The sequence below is a fragment of the Campylobacter sp. 110 genome, from assembly GCF_002383965.1.
Classification (GTDB): Bacteria; Campylobacterota; Campylobacteria; order Campylobacterales; family Campylobacteraceae; genus Campylobacter_D; species Campylobacter_D coli.
Genome location: NZ_NXBD01000043.1, coordinates 1 through 17,392 on the forward strand (window position 1 = coordinate 1; position 17,392 = coordinate 17,392).

The 17,392-nt window shown below is 32.4% G+C and carries 17 protein-coding genes and 2 pseudogenes; 6 read left to right on the forward strand and 13 right to left on the reverse strand.

What is annotated here, in order from left to right:
• Positions 1–3 precede the first annotated feature (3 nt).
• Positions 4–1,233, forward strand: coding sequence for a DUF2920 family protein (locus BGS43_RS06100; protein ID WP_096569229.1), 1,230 nt, complete (start codon positions 4–6; stop codon positions 1,231–1,233).
• A gap of 13 nt (positions 1,234–1,246) precedes the next feature.
• On the opposite strand, the gene BGS43_RS06105 is transcribed toward BGS43_RS06100, so the two are convergent.
• From BGS43_RS06105 to dcd, 12 genes and pseudogenes are all read right to left on the reverse strand, one after another.
• On the reverse strand, positions 1,247–1,468 hold the full coding sequence (locus tag BGS43_RS06105; RefSeq protein ID WP_002777644.1) for an acyl carrier protein: 222 nt from the start codon (positions 1,466–1,468) through the stop codon (positions 1,247–1,249).
• Complete coding sequence (locus tag BGS43_RS06110) at positions 1,468–2,529, reverse strand: beta-ketoacyl-ACP synthase III (RefSeq protein ID WP_096569204.1); 1,062 nt, start codon at positions 2,527–2,529, stop codon at positions 1,468–1,470. Before BGS43_RS06110 ends, BGS43_RS06105 begins: the two co-directional genes overlap by 1 nt.
• Complete coding sequence (locus BGS43_RS06115) at positions 2,519–4,081, reverse strand: HAD family hydrolase (protein WP_096569207.1); 1,563 nt, start codon at positions 4,079–4,081, stop codon at positions 2,519–2,521. Before BGS43_RS06115 ends, BGS43_RS06110 begins: the two co-directional genes overlap by 11 nt.
• Entirely contained in the window at positions 4,078–4,494 is a 417-nt protein-coding gene (locus BGS43_RS06120) for a VOC family protein (RefSeq protein ID WP_002791673.1), read from the reverse strand. Before BGS43_RS06120 ends, BGS43_RS06115 begins: the two co-directional genes overlap by 4 nt.
• Positions 4,487–5,380: a class I SAM-dependent methyltransferase gene (locus BGS43_RS06125; protein ID WP_002826596.1), complete on the reverse strand. Its 894-nt coding sequence runs from the start codon at positions 5,378–5,380 to the stop codon at positions 4,487–4,489. Before BGS43_RS06125 ends, BGS43_RS06120 begins: the two co-directional genes overlap by 8 nt.
• Complete coding sequence (locus BGS43_RS06130) at positions 5,377–5,607, reverse strand: acyl carrier protein (protein WP_002803470.1); 231 nt, start codon at positions 5,605–5,607, stop codon at positions 5,377–5,379. Before BGS43_RS06130 ends, BGS43_RS06125 begins: the two co-directional genes overlap by 4 nt.
• A gap of 30 nt (positions 5,608–5,637) precedes the next feature.
• Positions 5,638–6,429, reverse strand: coding sequence for an N-acetyltransferase LegH (legH, locus tag BGS43_RS06135; RefSeq protein ID WP_002856586.1), 792 nt, complete (start codon positions 6,427–6,429; stop codon positions 5,638–5,640).
• Positions 6,430–6,449: 20 nt separating this feature from the next.
• Positions 6,450–7,240 (reverse strand): annotated as a pseudogene (locus BGS43_RS06140) (AAC(3) family N-acetyltransferase).
• A pseudogene (locus BGS43_RS06145) lies at positions 7,237–8,548 on the reverse strand (DUF4910 domain-containing protein). The pseudogenes BGS43_RS06140 and BGS43_RS06145 overlap by 4 nt, the downstream one beginning before the upstream one ends.
• Positions 8,541–9,671 (reverse strand): UDP-4-amino-4,6-dideoxy-N-acetyl-beta-L-altrosamine transaminase, encoded by a 1,131-nt coding sequence (gene pseC, locus BGS43_RS06150; protein WP_096569210.1) that lies wholly within the window; start codon positions 9,669–9,671, stop codon positions 8,541–8,543. Before pseC ends, BGS43_RS06145 begins: the two are co-directional and overlap by 8 nt.
• Before the next feature lies 1 nt (position 9,672).
• Entirely contained in the window at positions 9,673–10,677 is a 1,005-nt protein-coding gene (gene pseB, locus BGS43_RS06155; RefSeq protein ID WP_052784831.1) for a UDP-N-acetylglucosamine 4,6-dehydratase (inverting), read from the reverse strand.
• A 48-nt stretch (positions 10,678–10,725) separates the two neighbouring features.
• Positions 10,726–11,286 (reverse strand): dCTP deaminase, encoded by a 561-nt coding sequence (gene dcd / locus BGS43_RS06160; protein ID WP_052785176.1) that lies wholly within the window; start codon positions 11,284–11,286, stop codon positions 10,726–10,728.
• 157 nt (positions 11,287–11,443) lie between these two features.
• Here dcd and accB point away from each other — a divergent pair, with 157 nt between their 5' ends.
• Both accB and BGS43_RS06170 read left to right on the forward strand, forming a co-directional pair.
• Positions 11,444–11,899 carry an acetyl-CoA carboxylase biotin carboxyl carrier protein gene (gene accB / locus BGS43_RS06165; protein ID WP_002777628.1) on the forward strand — a complete coding sequence of 152 codons (456 nt, stop codon included), beginning with the start codon at positions 11,444–11,446 and terminating at the stop codon, positions 11,897–11,899.
• 1 nt (position 11,900) lies between these two features.
• On the forward strand, positions 11,901–13,232 hold the full coding sequence (locus tag BGS43_RS06170) for an acetyl-CoA carboxylase biotin carboxylase subunit (RefSeq protein ID WP_025399143.1): 1,332 nt from the start codon (positions 11,901–11,903) through the stop codon (positions 13,230–13,232).
• Positions 13,233–13,259: 27 nt separating this feature from the next.
• Here BGS43_RS06170 and BGS43_RS06175 read toward each other — a convergent pair whose 3' ends face one another.
• The gene (locus BGS43_RS06175; RefSeq protein ID WP_002777626.1) at positions 13,260–14,075 is read right to left on the reverse strand and encodes a hypothetical protein; all 816 of its coding nucleotides are present in this window, start codon (positions 14,073–14,075) and stop codon (positions 13,260–13,262) included.
• A 64-nt stretch (positions 14,076–14,139) separates the two neighbouring features.
• Here BGS43_RS06175 and gltX point away from each other — a divergent pair, with 64 nt between their 5' ends.
• From gltX to upp, 3 genes are read left to right on the forward strand one after another with little or no spacing between them, the layout of a single operon-like run.
• A complete protein-coding gene (gene gltX / locus BGS43_RS06180) occupies positions 14,140–15,531 on the forward strand; it encodes a glutamate--tRNA ligase (protein ID WP_025399142.1) in 1,392 nt (463 codons plus the stop codon).
• Positions 15,531–16,766 (forward strand): malic enzyme-like NAD(P)-binding protein, encoded by a 1,236-nt coding sequence (locus tag BGS43_RS06185; RefSeq protein ID WP_002825206.1) that lies wholly within the window; start codon positions 15,531–15,533, stop codon positions 16,764–16,766. Before gltX ends, BGS43_RS06185 begins: the two co-directional genes overlap by 1 nt.
• Positions 16,763–17,389: a uracil phosphoribosyltransferase gene (gene upp / locus BGS43_RS06190; RefSeq protein ID WP_096569214.1), complete on the forward strand. Its 627-nt coding sequence runs from the start codon at positions 16,763–16,765 to the stop codon at positions 17,387–17,389. Before BGS43_RS06185 ends, upp begins: the two co-directional genes overlap by 4 nt.
• The last annotated feature ends 3 nt before the right edge of the window (positions 17,390–17,392 follow it).

Here is a 17,392-nt window from a genome sequence, read left to right on the forward strand (position 1 = left end):
TATATGCTCATAAATCAAACCTTTGAAATTGATTCTTGTGATGATGTAGAGCTAGGTATTAAAAGAACCAGTAAGCTTGAATACCGCATAAGTTATGATGATGAAAAAGATCTCAAAGCTATAGTTTTTGTCATAGGAGGTTATGGAGCTAATGCAAATATATATTTTTTAGATTCTTATAGAAATTATATTGCTAAAAATTTTGATGTAGTGACAATAAATGTTTTTTATCATTGTTTTTGCCAAAGGCGTTCGGATGTTGAAAAGTATTCAACATTAGCAGATTTTACAAAAGATGATTTAAAATTAATAGAAAAAGTGCTTCGTAAATACAATATTCCATGTGATCAATTAGCCAATAATACTGTAGTTAGTCATTGTGAATATTTGAGCGAGATTATGACAGAATTAAAAATGTTAAATCGATTGCCTTATGATTTTGAAGAAAGACTAAGTGCAACTTTTATCCCACCTAATGGAGATTATCAAAACTATGGCGTTATGGCAGCTATTGATCATATCAATGCTTTAAAAGATTTAGTTAAACGTTTTCCAGAATTTGCAGATTTACCAAAAATTTATGGGGGGGGGTCTTATGGAGGATACCTATCTTTACTCATAGCAAAGATAGCTCCTTGGTATGTGGATGGTGTGATTGATAATTCGGGTTCGGCTGTTCCACCGCTTAATTATATTATTGGTAGAGAGTTGGAATTTAAAAGCAAAGATACTAATGGGGATATGTATATGCAGGGCGATCATTTTTTTGTGAGTTGTTTTCTAAAAACCCATTGGACACGTAAAGAAAATTCACCTTATTTTTTTAATAATGAAAATTATTTTATTAGAACATTGCTAAATAAAGATCATTTGATTTTACAAAGTCAAAAAAATAAAAATATTATTTATGTGAGTTATCATAGCAAAGAAGATCCTTTAACTCCAGCAAATTTTAAAGAACAAACCATGCAAATATTAAAAATTTTAGGATATGATGTAAGCTTAAATCTAATAGATGAAAATAAAATTGATGGAAAATTTATTAAAAATTTAGACCATGGTTGTGGTATACCTGATAAAGCCTTATTTAGAAAAGAACTTCCTTTAATGCTTGAAAAATTGCAAGGAAGAAAATCTTTAATGCAAGAAAATTCCATCTCTTATCCTTGTGGGAATAAAGTGTTTATATTTAAAGATGTGGGAGATAAATTTGAATTAGAGATAAAAGATTAAAACCTTAAAGGTTTTAATCAAGCTTTGCTAAATTGATTAAATCGCTCACTTTTTGACAATTTTTCAAGTCCTCGGCTGTGATTTTTAAAGCAAAAAGATTTTTATAAAGCACCATCACAGATACAAAAGCCAAACTATCCCACTCGTCTATATCATCAAGTAGCATATCTTCATTTAAGTCTTCATCTCTATGCATAGCTTCTTTAAGCTCTTCTAAAAATTCAGTTTTTGTCATTATTTCTCCTTTGTGTAAATTAAAATATCTTTTGTGTATAAATCCTTGAAATTTAGCACCGCACTTCCCCAGCTAAGCCCTGCACCAAAAGCACTTAAACTCGCTTTAAATTCTTTTGGAATATCTAGTTCGCAAAGTAGAGCAGGTAGTGAACAAGCGCTTAAATTAGCGTATTTTTCCATGATGAAATTAGGAACTTTATCATCATTAAGTTTTAACTCTTCTTTAATACAATCAACCAAATACGCATTAGATTGATGAAAAAGATGAAAAGCAATGTCTTTTTCTTCTACCTTGGAAAATTCTAAAATTTCTTTAAAGCTTTTAGGTTCGCATTCTAAAGCCATATTAAAAATATTTGCTCCGTCCATGTAAAGATTTTCTAATTGCCTAAACTCCTCAGTTTGCATGAGCGAATCATCGTTAAAAATATCTGCTTTAGGTATTCTCATCGCACCTTTTGGAATGATGAGTTTATCAAAATGTCTTCCATCGCTTCCAAGCTCAAAAAAAGCTTCATTAAAATCTGTTTTTTCAATTAAAGTTGCACTTACTCCATCGCCAAAAATAGGGGCTAAATTCATATTTTTAGGGTGGATGAATTTGCTTAAAGTATCTCCACAAATGAGTAAAATTTTACCTAAGCCACTTTGTATTAAAGAATGAGCGACAAATAAGCCGTATAAATACCCTGCACAAGCTTGCCCTAAATCAAAAGCTATGGTTTTAGAGCTTAAATTTAAAAGCTGATGTAAATAACAAGCCGTAGAAGGCATGAAAAAATCAGGACTTTGAGTTACTACGATGAGTGCGTCAAGGCTATTTTTATCTATATTTAAACCTTGTAAAAGTGTATTGGCTGCGTGTTTGCCAAGATCGCTTACACAAGTGTTTTCATCACAAATATAACGCGTGTTTAAGCCTATGACTTTTTTCATTCTTTTAAGGGTTTTGATATCGTTTGAAAAAACGCTTTCTAACTCATCATCAATGCAAATTTTATGTTCAGGTACGCTTACGCAAATACCTGAAATTTTAGCTTTATCAAATCTAGTTTTCATGGATTATAAGTCCTTTAAAATTTAAATTTTGAAATGAAACAAGGGCTGAGTTTTTTTCAATTTCTTTAGAAATTTGTTCTAAAAAGCTCAAAAATGGCATATTTCTTTCGCCTTTTTGATAGTAAAGCCTTGCATTATTGTTTTTAAGATCAAAGAAATGTAAAGCTAGTTCAAAAGCTTTAAAAAACATTCTAGTTTCAAGTTTTCTACCTAAAGCCCTACAAGAAATGCAAAGATCATCGATAAATAAATTTCCTTCTTTGCAAGAAAAAACAAAAATAGCGATAATCCCACTATCGCTTAATTTATCACTCATACTCGCACTTACAATGAGTTCTTTTTGCATGTGTTGTGCGACTTTTTCTTGATTTAAGCGTGTGTAATTAGCGATAAATTGATTGGTTTTGCCTAAAAGTTCGCTAATGCGAGGGATATTTTGCAGATCATTTTTGCTAAAATTTAAGCTGATTTCAAGATTTTGAAAATATTCTTCATCGCTTAAGCTTTTAAGCTCTTCTCTTAAAGCATTGGCTGCTATATCTTTGGCACGAATTTGATCTTCTTTGGTATTTGAAAGTTTTAAAAGATTAGGAAAAAGTTTGATTTTATAAAGTATATTTTCATCGCATAAAAGTGTTTTAACGCCTGTAAATTTGGTATTTTCAAGCTCGGCGATATTATCATCTATAAAAAGCATAGCGTTAGTATTTATATTAAATTTTTTAGCAATTTTTAAGATATTTTCACCCTTTGGTTCCCAATTGATCATTCTAGCATCAAAATCATCCCATTGTAAGATGAAATCTTTCCTTGTTTCAAAAAGTTTTTTTGCGTCTTTTTCTTCATTTTTTGAAGCTAGGGCAAGTAAAAACCCTTGTTTTTTAAAAGTTTTAATTTTTTCTTGTAAGGTTTTGTGCAAAGGACTTAAATTAAGATTATCTATACCCTCTTCACCTAAAATTCCTTGATACAAGGTATTATCAAGATCAAGTACAAGAGCTTTAAGAGCGGGTTTTACGAGTGCAGGGATGAGGCTAAGTCCTAAAATTTGTGCCAAGAAAATCAAGGCTTTATTATTAAGCTTAGAGCCTGTAAGTTCTTCTTTAGCTAGGTCTAAAATATCTTCTTCATCAAAATACTCTTTTATGAGTTTTTCTATGTTAAAAATTTCACAATTTAAAATTTTTTTATCTGTTTTAAATTCTCCTAAACTAAGAACTAAAATAGGGTTTTGTGAAATTTTTCTTAGTTCTAAAAGTCTTTCTTCTATAAAATTTTGCACATTATTTTTATAGCGGGTTAAATCTAGCCATAAAAGTTCTAAACTAGCTTCTTTAAAGTTATCAAAACTCAAGCTATCATCATAAGAGCTGAAATTAAACTCAGCTCTTAAATTAGCAAAATGTAAAAAAGGAGCAATGATACTTTGCACTCCTTCAAAAGCATGATTTCTATGGACATTAATAAGAAGATCTTGACTTTTACTAAAGTCTAATTCTTTGGCAAATTTTATAAGCTCATTGCGTTTTAAATGAGGTGAAAAAAGATTCATTTTAGCTCCACAAGTTCGATTAAAAGCCTATTTGGCATCATGATAAAACAAAGTTTAGCAAAATAGCTTGCTTGCATAATAGGAACAATACAAATGCCTCCTTGTTGTTCCAAAAGAATTAAATCTTGGGCGATATTTTTACTTTCATAGGCTAAATGATACATTTTGGTATTATTTTTCAAATAGCTATCTAGTGGTCCTTTATCGTTTAAATTTTGCAAAAGTTCAAATCTATACTGTGGAAATGCTTCATTACAAGGAATGATAAATTCGCCTCTTACCCCTTGTTTTTCATCTATAAATTCTGATTCTTTATAAAAACCTAGTTTAAAAAAACATTCCCTTTCTTTTTCTAAATTTTTACAAGCCACGCCTATATGATGAAGGGGTAAATTGAGTGTTGTATTAAGCATTTAAAACTACCGCCATAGTGATAGCATTTTTAAATTTCAATGCTTTTTCCAAACTATAATCATTTGCCATAAAACATTCATAAGCTTTAAATTTTAAGCCTGATTTTTCTATCAAATCTTTAACTTCATCAGGATGGGAAAATAAATAAATATGATCAATAGCAGGAGCATTGATAGGAATAGTTGCAAAAATTTCCCCTCCATCGCTAAGAAGCTCTTTAGATCTTTTAAGGAATTCAAGAGGTTTTTCTACGTGTTCTAGCACTTCTCCAATCACTATCAAATCAGCTTTTTTATCAAAATCATAAGTAAAAAAATCTTGACATAAAAAATCACATTTTGTAATCAATCCCCCTACTTGTTGTTTTACCATTTTTTGAGTAAGTTCGCAACTTGTTGGAGAGATATCAAGTCCATAAAAGGCGGAAAATTTACCACTTTTAACTGCTCTTGCAAAATATTCTCCATGGCCAGGGCCTATTTCAAAATAAGTTGTTTTTGGAGTAAAATTTTTTAAATATTGCGAAAAATACTTTCTCACTTTAATATGAGCTATCCAAACAAAAGAAGAAAGAGCTAGGCCTATCATGTATTGTTTCATATAACTTTCATTAAAATAAACTTTATCCTTAACTTCATCAAAGCTAGAATAACGATAAGCCCCATTTTCTATGAAAAATTTTGTTTCTTCTAAAGTATCGTTAAGGATCAATAAATAACAATCGCATTGTTCTTTTATACTGATACCATCTTGAATATAATAAGAAATTAATTTATCAAATTCTTCTTCGTCTTCTTGTGGAAATTCAATTTTTTTAAGATATTTAGAATGGATAGGATTTTTTTGAGCGATGGCTTGAAATAATTTTTCAATATTTTCTTTCATTTTTCTGCCTTTAGGGTTTGAATTTTTTCTAGTAAAGTGCTTTGAGATTTTAAGAGACTTAAATCTTCTTTGTTAAATTTGATTTCAAATTCTTCTTCTAAACTCATGATGATATCAATATGAGCTAAAGAAGTCCAGTTCTTGCAGTTTTCCATGCTTAAATTTGTATTTTCATCTACTTTGGTTTCAAGTATATTTTCTAAAATTTCATAAAATTGTTTTTCCATTGTATACCACTTTCTTGAGAATGTTGAAAATTAATATATTGTATCATAATTTTCTATTAGAATTGTTTGGTTTATATCTAATTTTTTCCATAAAATTTCTATATATTCTTTAGCGTTGTAAATATTTATATGATCTCCTGCAAAATTGTTTTTTTTAAAATTTTTAGTATTATTAACAATATTGATAATGTTAATTAAATTGGGCTCAGAAGATATGTCAAGTTTTCTAACATAATAACTAATGGTTTTATTGTATGATATATTGTTTTCATCAATTAAAATTCCAGAGAAAATTTTATGATATCTGTAAAATACATTAAATTGTTCTTCTGCATAATGTGTTAGTGTGTGTCCTTGGCCTCCAAATGTCATATATTTTCCATTCTCTTTGGTTAAAACCTCATAAACACAATTTTCCCCAAAACAACTTGTTGTATCTTTTAAAAATAATTCTTCTTTTGCTCCTTTTATAGCAAAAGAAAATATAGGATCGTTTGTGCGTTTTACTCCTGTTTGTTTGCGAAAATATTCATTTAATGCTCCCATTTTTGTTTTGGAATTTATTTTGTCATAAACTTCATTTTTGCAAAAACTATAAGTAAAGGTTGGCATGATCAAAGTGCCTTCTTTGCCTATAACTTCAAAAAAACAATCTAATATAGTCTGTAAAAATTCATTTCTAGAAAGCAAGGGAAAACCGAAATTAAAAAGTTCAGTATGCACACACAAGGTATCGCCTTTTTGTAGTCCTAGTTTGTAAAAAGTTTCTATGAAGTCGTAAGTGGAGTATTTTTTATTTTCAAATTCAAGTAAATATTTCATAAACTACCTTTAAATATTTTTCATAAAAGAAGCTTTTCATATATGGCAAATTTATCCTGCTTAAGGGCGTTGCCTATGGCTTTGACATATTCTTTAGCATCATAGCTTTCTAGAAAATCTCCTGCAAATTTTATGCTTTTGTAATACCTTGTTTGCCGCACGATTTCATTTATCTTATCAAGGCTGCATACATAGGCTTTTTCCAAGTCTCTTACATAATAATTTATCCTTTTTTCTCTTTTTTGTCCTAGCTCGTCAATCACAAAGCCCTTAAATTCCTTAAAATACCTGCAAAAGCTGGTATTTCTCTCTTCAGCATAATGCGTTAGGGCGTGTCCATAATTCAAGCCTAAAAGCATAAATTTCCCACCTTCCCTAGTTAAAATTTCATATACACTATCCTTTCCAAAACAGCTTGAGTTTTCTTTTAAAAAAATATCTGCTTTAGCACCCTTCACAGCAAAGGAAAAAATAGGGTCGCTAGTTCGCCTAACCCCCCCCCGCTAGTTCTAAAAAATTCATTCAGCACTCCCACTTTGCCTTTAGAATGCACTTTATCATAAGTTTCATTTTTGCAAAAACTATAAGTAAAGGTTGGCATTAGAAGAGTGCCTTCCTTGCCTAGCACTTTAAAAAAGCATTCAAGTAAGGTTTTTAAAAAATCATTTTTAGTAAGCAAAGCTTTGCCAAATTTCATAAGTTCTGTATGTACGCATAAAATATCACCCCTTTTTATACCTAGTTGATAAAAAGCATCTATTAAATCCTTATCGGAGTATTTTTTGCCATTGTGTTCTAAAAAATATTTCATTTTACCAGTCCATAAAATTTTATTTTTTCCAAAAGTTCTTTAAATTCATAAGCTTGCATATTTAAGATATTGGCTATATCGATGATATCATTTTCCCCATCACAGTAAGCTAGAAAATTACAAGCTAAAGGAATGTCATTAGCAGTGCTAAGGGTGTGATATAGTCCTCTTTTGCCAAGATTGGGTTCGCATACTATGGTGTTTTCATATACAGCGTTGATTTCTAGATTTAAAATCATTTCTTGTATGCTTGAAAGTCCACCCATTAAGCCTTTTTCAGAGATAAAATTGAGATCATCTTTTGAGTTATGATATCCATCATAGTCACCGTATCTTGTGCGACATATTCCTACAATGCCAAGATTTACAAGCGGAGCATTGTATTGTCTTTCATCGCTCCCACGATCCAAAAAACTAAAAGCTTTGAAATTTTCTTTATTTTTAAGCGTATGTAAGGCAACTTTATCACTTAGAGTGTTTTTTTTGGGTGTGTGTATGAGTGAGTAAGCATGATCATCGCCTAAGCAAGAAAGCACAAAGCCTGCTTTAACATGTTTTTTTAAATGCTTTAAATGTTTGCTAAGATAGACTATAGAGCCTATGGTTTCAGGAATGATGACAAAGCGGTAATTATACTTTCTTTCTTTTAAACTCAAAAGCCATTTTGCTAGGAAAATAGCCACCACAGGACCACTAAGCTCATTATTTGCCATGGAAGGGTGGCAAAGATAGGTTGAAATTAAAATTTCATCTTTTGAATTTTGCGTACTAGGTAGGATAAAATCAGCATAATCCAAAACCCCATTTTCATCATGTTTCGCATTGATATAGACTTTGTATTTGCCTTTTTTGAGTTTTTTTCTTTCATTATGCGTGAGACAAAATCCCCAACGCCTTTTGTAATAACTCGTTACATAAGGAATAGCATCGGGCATTTCTTCTATGGAGTAAAGATGATTTTGAAGTTCTTCAAGTTCGATTTCTTTATCGATAGCTTCGCTATAATTTAGAAGGTGTAAATTATGCTTTTTAAAATCACAAATTTTTTCTCCTTCTGGAGTGATGATATAGGCTTCTTTGGCGTTCCATTCATCAGGGACTATCCAGTCAAAAACCTTTGTGCCACTTTTTATAGAGTGAAATTTGAGTATCCCCCCCCCCGCCCAGAGTTTTATTTAAAATTTCTAAGCTAGCTCTAAAACCTTGCCCTGTGATGCTTCTAGGGATAGGAAAAAGTTCGCAAGCTAGTTCATACATAGCCTTTCCAGTTTGGCTAAAATCTTGGCTTCTAAAGTCTAGCTTATTCACAATATCCCTTTTTAACTTTTTCAAGAATGCTAAATAAAGTATCTTTTACAAATTTTGCATCTTTTAGATTCATTTCTTGATGACAAGGTATGCTAAGCTCGGCTTTGTAAAAATTATCCGCATTTTGGAGTCTGATTTCTCCTAAGAGTTTTTTATAAAAACTAAACTCATAAGTTGGTTTATAATGTACCTGTACGCCAATTCCTGCATGAAGTAAGCTTTCAAAAAGTTCTTCTTTTTGACAATAAAATTCAGGAAAAAGCAAGATAGGGTATAAATGTCTTGAGCTTTTTTTATAATTTTTGATTTTTATCGTGGAAAAATAAGGATTTTTTTCAAATTCTTTATCGTAAAAACTTGCAATTTCTTCTCTTTTTTCAAGATTGTGATCGAGTTTTTTAAGCTGGTTTATCCCTAAAGCACAAGAAACATCGCTTAAGCGGTAATTATAGCCAAGTTCTACCATATCGCTATCCCAAAGCCTTTTTTTAATGATACCATGGCTTCTTAAAAGCTTGATTTTGGTGATAAGCTCTTCATTATCACTCACCACAGCCCCGCCTTCAAAAGTAGTGATGGGTTTAACAGGATGAAAAGAAAAGATACTTAAATCCGCCATAGAACCCACTTTTTTACCCTTATACTCACTCCCTAAAGCATGGCTTGCATCATCGATTAAAGGGATATTGTATTGTTTAGCAAGTTTTGAAATTTCATCTATTTCAACGCTATTTCCTCCAAAATCCACCACGCTAATAGCTCCTATATTTTTACTATCTTTTAAAAGTCTTGCTTCTAGTTTTTTCTCATCTATATTGCCATCGTTTTTAATGTCGATAAACTCTACCTTAGCTCCAGCTATTAAGGCCGCATTAGCCGTAGCAGCAAAGGTTAAAGGGGTAGTTAAAACGATTTTTTCTTGGACACCTAGTGCTGTATAGGTAAGATGAAGGGCTGAAGTGGCTGAGTTTAATACACAAGCGTGCTTAACTCCTATGTATTCACAAAGGGCTTCTTCAAATTCATCGATTTTTTTACCACCGGTTAAAATTTCACCTTTTAGCGCGTTTAAAACTGCTTCTATATCGCTTTGATCGATATTTTGATGAGAATAAGTAAGCATTTTAAAAACCTTCAGTATGATTGATGATATCTAAAAGCTCTTTTTCGCTTGCCCATTGTGGATTGTTATCCGAGCTATAGGAAAATCCATCTTTGACTTTTTGCCCTTTTTCGCCTAGGGCATTGATACTAAAGTCATTATCTTTATCTACAAGTTTAATGCTAGGGCTTATGGCATAGTAGTTTTCAAATTCATAGGTTAGATGGCTATCATCGCTTGAAATCATGATTTCATGAAGTTTTTCTCCTGCTCTTATACCTATGATTTTATGGTTTAAATTAGGAGCTAAAGCGTGAGCTAGATCGGTGATTTTCATCGAAGGAATTTTAGGGATAAAGATTTCTCCTCCATGCATTCTTTCAAAATTGCTCAGTACAAATTTCACTCCATCTTCAAGGCTGATCCAAAAACGAGTCATTCTCGTATCGGTGATAGGAAGTTCTTTAGCTCCTTCGCTGATGAGTTTTTTAAAGAAAGGCACCACTGAACCTCTTGAACCTACTACATTTCCATATCTTGTAACGCTAAATCGTGTTTGCTTGTTACCTGCTATGTTGTTTGCAGCGACAAAAAGCTTATCGCTTGCAAGTTTGGTTGCACCGTATAAATTTACAGGATTGCAAGCCTTATCCGTACTAAGAGCGATACATTTTTTAACCCCATTTTCAAAACAAGCATCTATGACATTTTGCGCGCCGTGGATGTTTGTTTTTATACATTCCATAGGGTTATATTCAGCAATAGGCACATGCTTCATCGCAGCAGCATGTATAACAAAATCCACATCACGCATAGCAGTGCTTAAACGCTCTTTGTCTCTTACATCTCCTATGAAATAACGCATGCAAGGAGCGTTAAAAACGCTTGCCATTTCAAATTGTTTAAGCTCATCACGAGAATAAATGATGATTTTATTAGGTTTATAATTTTCTAGCAAAACCTTAGTATAGGTTTTTCCAAAAGAGCCTGTTCCGCCTGTGATTAAGATATTTTTTTTGTTAAACATTTTGCCTTCCTTTGCTTAAGTTTTTTAAAATTAAAGCAACAAGTGTTCCTATTTTAAAATTCTTGGCAAGGTTATGCCCGTTTGGGCTTGATACTTGCCTTTTTTATTTTTGTAAGTGGTGTCACATTTTTCATCACCTTGCAAGAATAATACTTGTGCAATGCCTTCATTAGCATAAATTTTTGCAGGCAAGGGAGTGGTATTTGAAATTTCTATGGTTATATGCCCTTCAAAGCCTGGTTCAAAAGGAGTTACATTTACGATGATACCACATCTTGCATAGGTGCTTTTTCCAAGACAAATAGCCAAAACATCATCAGGCATTTTAAAATATTCTATAGTTCTGGCAAGTGCAAAAGAATTTGCAGGAACTATACATACATCGCCTTCAAAATCTACTACATTTTCTTCTAAAAAATTTTTTGGATCCACTACAGTTGAATTAACATTGGTAAAAATCTTAAATTCACGCCCCACGCGTATATCATAACCATAGCTTGAAAGTCCATAGCTTACTACACCTTTGCCTATATTTGCTTCGCAAAAAGGCTCTATCATTTGATGCTCGAGTGCCATTTTTCTTATCCAATTGTCTGCTTTTAAACCCATTTAATATACCTTTATTTTTAAACATAATTTTTTTGGATTATAGCTTATTTTTTATATTTTATGAAACTTTTAAGTGTGAAATTTTATTTTTTAAAGTTAAATTTCAAGTTTTTTAATATAATACTAGATTAAGTTCTTAAAATCAGGAGATGAAAATATGACAAAAGAAGAGATTAAAGAATTAGTAAATTTGTTTGCCGAGGCTAATATCAGTAAAATAAAAATCAAAGAGCAAGATGGATTTGAAATCGAACTTGAAAGAGATATGTGTTGTGATGTTCCAGCTCCTTTGGCTTGCCCACCTGTTCCAGCTCCACAGCCTATTAATGTTAATGTAGTTAATGAAGCACAGCCTTCAAGTGCAAAATCAAATAAACCAAGTATAAACAGCCCTATGGTAGGAACTTTTTATCAAGCTCCAAGCCCAGGCGCAGCTCCTTTTGTAAAAGTGGGCAGTTCAGTTAAAAAAGGCGATACTATTGCTATCATCGAAGCGATGAAAATCATGAATGAGATCGAAGCTGAATTTGATTGTAGAATAGTAGAAATTTTAGTTGCAGATGGTCAGCCTGTAGAATTTGGTATGCCTTTATTTACGGTGGAGAAATTATAAAATGGAAATTAAAAGCATATTAATTGCTAATCGTGGAGAAATAGCACTGCGTGCTTTAAGAACGATTAAAGAAATGGGAAAAAAAGCAATTTGTGTGTACTCTGAAGCAGATAAAGATGCTTTGTATTTAAAATACGCTGATGCAAGCATTTGTATAGGCAAAGCAAGAAGTTCTGAAAGCTATTTAAATATCCCAGCTATTATTACAGCAGCTGAAATTGCAGAAGCGGATGCGATTTTTCCAGGTTATGGATTTTTAAGCGAAAATCAAACTTTTGTTGAAATTTGTGCTAAACACAATATCAAATTTATAGGGCCTTCGGTTGAAGCTATGAATTTGATGAGTGATAAATCAAAAGCTAAGCAAGTTATGCAAAGAGCAGGAGTTCCTGTTATACCAGGAAGTGATGGAGCTTTAGCGGGTGCTGAAGCGGCTAAAAAACTTGCTAAAGAGATCGGTTATCCTGTGATTTTAAAAGCAGCAGCTGGAGGCGGAGGTCGTGGTATGCGTGTGGTTGAAAATGAAAAAGATCTTGAAAAAGCATATTGGTCAGCTGAAAGTGAAGCGATGACAGCTTTTGGTGATGGGACTATGTATATGGAAAAATATATACAAAATCCACGCCATATAGAAGTGCAGGTTATAGGAGATAGTTTTGGCAATGTGATTCATATTGGTGAGAGGGATTGCTCTATGCAAAGACGCCACCAAAAACTTATAGAAGAATCTCCAGCAATTTTACTCGATGAAAAAACTCGCGCAAGACTTCACGAAACAGCAGTAAAGGCTGCTAAGGCTATAAGCTATGAAGGTGCAGGGACTTTTGAATTTTTGGTGGATAAAAATTTGGATTTTTATTTTATAGAGATGAATACGCGTTTGCAAGTTGAGCATTGTGTGAGCGAAATGGTGAGCGGGATTGATATCATTGAACAAATGATTAAAGTAGCTGAAGGCTATGCTTTACCTTCTCAAGAAAATGTGAAGTTAAAAGGACATTCTATAGAATGTAGAATCACTGCTGAAGATCCTAAGACTTTCTTGCCAAGTCCAGGTAAGATTATCAAGTATGTTCCACCTGCAGGGCGCAATGTTAGAATGGAAAGCCATTGTTATCAAGACTACAGCGTGCCGCCGTATTATGATTCTATGATAGGAAAACTTGTGGTTTGGGCAGAAGATCGCAACAAAGCCATTTCAAAAATGAAAGTAGCTTTAGATGAGCTGATTATAGGTGGGATTAAAACTACTAAAGATTTTCATCTTACAATGATGGATAATCCTGATTTTATTAGTAATAATTACGATACTAACTATCTTGCTAGACATTAATCAAGATGGATTTTTTCCATCTTGATTTTATCTTAAATACTCTATATTGATTTTTGAGCGTAATTTATCGAAATAATCTTGTATATAATTTTGTCTTTGCTCGCTTACATAAGCATTGAGTATTTCATTTTTAATTTGATAATATTCTGGAGTTTGTCCTCCGTTTTTATCCTTTACTTGATAAATTTCATAACCCTTTTGCGAATTTAAAACCGGAGAAAAGCTTCCTATAGGTATAGATGATAAAAGTCCTAAAAGTCTTGGATCTGAATTATTAGGAGTGAGGGTGGCTTTTTCTGCTTTAAGTGCAGTTTTTGTAGTGGCTTTTATATTTTCTAAATCTTGTGCATTGTTAGAACGATAGATATTTACATTAATTTCGGTAAAGAGTGTAAATTTATTTTTATTTTGTTCGAAAAATTTTTTAGCTCCCTCATCGCTAAAATCGGTTTTAGCTGTGCTGGCAATTTTTTCATAAAGTTTTCTTTTTTCAAAATCTTTTTTAAAATTGCTACGAAATTGTTCGTAATTTTGCCCCTTAGCTTGTAAATCTCTTTTAAAGTCTTCAAGTGAAATTTTATTTTGTGCTAGCATTTTACCAATGGCATTATCAAGCTCAAGCTCACTCGTATAAATTCCAAATTGTTTTATTTGTGAAAGCTCCATTTTTTCATTAATCAAAATCCCCAAGGCTTGATTTTTAGGTATATTTAGGGTTTTCATGGTTTGTTCTATATCATAGGTTGTGATAGGCTCTTTATCTACCACTACAGCAATAGCATTTATAGTATTTGCATGAGTTAAGCTTATAAAAAATACAAAACTTAGTAAAATTTTTTTCATTTCAAACCTTTATTTAAGTGTAAATATCGCATTATATCAATTAAAATTTAAGAAAAGGCAAAAAATGACAGGAAAACTTACGACTCGTTTCGCTCCAAGCCCTACAGGATATTTGCATATAGGTGGTTTAAGAACCGCTCTTTATAATTATTTATATGCAAGAAAAAATAAGGGAAATTTTTTACTTCGTATAGAAGATACGGATTTAAAAAGAAATTCCAAAGAAGCTACGCAAGCTATCATAGAAGCCTTTAAATGGTGTGGTTTGGATTATGATGGTGAGGTAACTTACCAGTCTGAACGCTTTGATCTTTATAAAAAATACATACAAAAACTTTTAGATGAGGGCAAGGCTTATTATTGTTATATGAGTAAAGAAGAGCTTGACGAACTCCGTGCTAAACAAGAAGCGGCCAAAGAACGCCCAAGATATGATGGCAGATACAGGGATTTTACAGGAACTCCACCATCAAATATAGAACCCGTGGTGCGTATAAAAGCTCCTCAAAAGGGTGAAATTTGCTTTATAGATGGTATTAAGGGGGAAGTGAAATTTAAAGTAGAAGACATTTTAGATGATTTTATCATAGCAAGAAGTGATGGAAGTCCTACTTATAATTTTACAGTTGTAATTGATGATGCTTTAATGGGAGTAAGCGATGTGATTAGAGGGGATGATCATCTTTCAAATACTCCTAAACAAATCGTGCTTTATGAGGCTTTAGGATTTGAAATTCCTAAATTTTACCATGTGGCTATGATACATGGAGAAGATGGTAAAAAGCTTTCAAAACGACACGGAGCAACCGATGTGATGGAATACAAGGCTATGGGAATTTTACCTCAAGCTTTGCTAAATTTTTTAGTGCGTTTAGGATGGAGCCATGGCGATGATGAGGTTTTTTCTTTAGAAGATCTTAAAAGGCTTTTTGATCCTAATCATATCAACAAAAGTGCTTCTTGTTATAATTTTAAAAAACTTGAATGGCTCAATGCTCATTATATCAAGACTTTACCTTTTGAAGAAATCAATCGCCAATTAAAAGATCTAGGCTTTGATTTAAGTGCTTATGCAAAAGCAGGATTTTTGTTGGATTTATTAAGAGAGCGTGCAAAAACTTTACTTGAAATTATTAGCGGAGCTAAAAGTATCATTGAAGCACCACAAAATTATGATGAAAATGCTATAAATAAATTTATAAATGAAAATAATCTTTTACTGCTTCAAAACTATGCAAATGAGTTAAATGAAGAGAAAAGTGCAAAAGATTTTGAAGAATTTACTAACGAATTCTTACAAAAAAATGAGATAAAATTAAAAGATTTGGCTCAACCTATACGCATAGCTCTAACAGGAAGTGCGGTTAGTCCTAGCATTTTTGAAGTTTTAGAGTTTTTAGGGGTCAATGAATGTAAAAAAAGAATAGAAAAATTTTTAGATTTTAAAGGAAAATAATGAATTTAAAAGAAGAGGCTTTAAGATACCACTTAGGGGGTAAGATAGATATAAAACCATCAAAACCTATGAATTCAAGCCACGATTTATCTTTGGCTTATAGCCCAGGTGTTGCAGAACCTTGCATTGAAATTGCTTCTAACAATGAGCTTGCTTATACTTATACAAACAAAGCGAATTTAGTAGCTATCGTTAGTGATGGTTCTGCGGTTTTAGGTCTTGGAAATATCGGTGCACAAGCTTCTAAACCTGTTATGGAAGGTAAGGCTTGCTTGTTTAAAAAATTTGCTGATGTAAATGCGTATGATTTAGAAATCGAAGCACACAGTATTGAAGAAATTGTTGCTTTTTGTAAAGCCATAGCACCGACTTTTGGTGGAATCAATTTAGAAGATATTTCAGCGCCTAAATGTTTTGAAATCGAAGCGGCTTTGCAAAATTTAGGAATTCCTGTAATGCACGATGATCAGCATGGAACTGCTATTATCTCAACTGCAGGGCTTATGAATGCTATGGAGATAAGCGGTAAAAAATTTGAAGACATTAAAGTTGTTGTAAGTGGAGCAGGAGCTGCGGGTATTGCTAGTGCTAGAATGTATAGAAATTTAGGTGTTAAAAATATCATTCTTGTAGATAGCAAGGGTGTGGTCAATAAAAAAAGAACGGATTTAAATCAATACAAACTTGAATTTGTAAGCGATACACAAGCAGATACTTTAAAAGAGACTATGAAAGATGCGGATGTGTTTTTGGGACTGAGTGCGCCAAAGATACTGGATGATGAAATGATTTTGTCTATGGCAAAAGATCCTGTTATTTTTGCTTTGGCAAATCCTATTCCAGAGGTGATGCCTGAAGATGTAGCAAGACTTAGAAAAGATGCTATTGTAGGAACAGGAAGGAGTGATTATCCTAATCAAATCAATAATGTTTTAGGCTTTCCTTTTATTTTCCGTGGAGCTTTAGATGTGCGTGCGACAAAAATCACTGAAAATATGAAGGTAGCTGCAGCAAGAGCTTTGGCGGATTTAGCAAAGCTACCTGTAAGCGATGCGGTGAAAAATGCTTACAATATAAGCCACTTAGAATTTGGAAAAGATTATGTTATCCCAAAACCTTTTGATGAGAGAGTTAAGGCTGTTGTAAGTACTGCAGTGGCTGCTGCAGCTGTAAAAGATGGGGTAGCCTTGCTTAAAGAATTTGATGAAAAAGCATATTTTGAGAGTTTAAAATGAAAAATATTCATCATATATGCCATCCTTTGATAGAGCATAAATTAGGATTTTTGCGCGATAAAGAAACCAAACCCTTCCATTTTAGAATGCTCATTGATGAGATTTCTACTTTCTTGCTTTTTGAAGCGACTAAAGATTTATGTTTAAAAGAAACACAAATTCAAACCCCTGTTGCTAATGCTAAGGTAAAAAGATTAGATGAAAAGATTATGATATGCCCTATTTTAAGGGCAGCTTTGGGTATGCTTGATAGTATTTTTAGACTTATTCCTGATGCTAGTGTAGGGTTTTTAGGTTTTGTTAGAAATGAAAAAACGCTCAAGGCGGATTTTTATTTTCAAAAACTTCCTAAAGATGCAAAAGAACGCACTGCTATTGTTATAGATCCTATGTTTGCAACAGGTGGTACAGCCATAGATGCTTGCAATTTTTTAAAAGATCAAGGGATAAAAAAGATTAAATTCATTTCTATACTCGCAGCCCCACAGGGTCTTGAAAAATTTGCAAAAATTCATAGTGATGTTGAACTTTATATTGCTTCAATCGATGAAAGTTTAAATGAAAAAGGTTATATAATCCCAGGGCTTGGAGATGCGGGAGATAGAGTGTTTAACACTCTTTAAAAG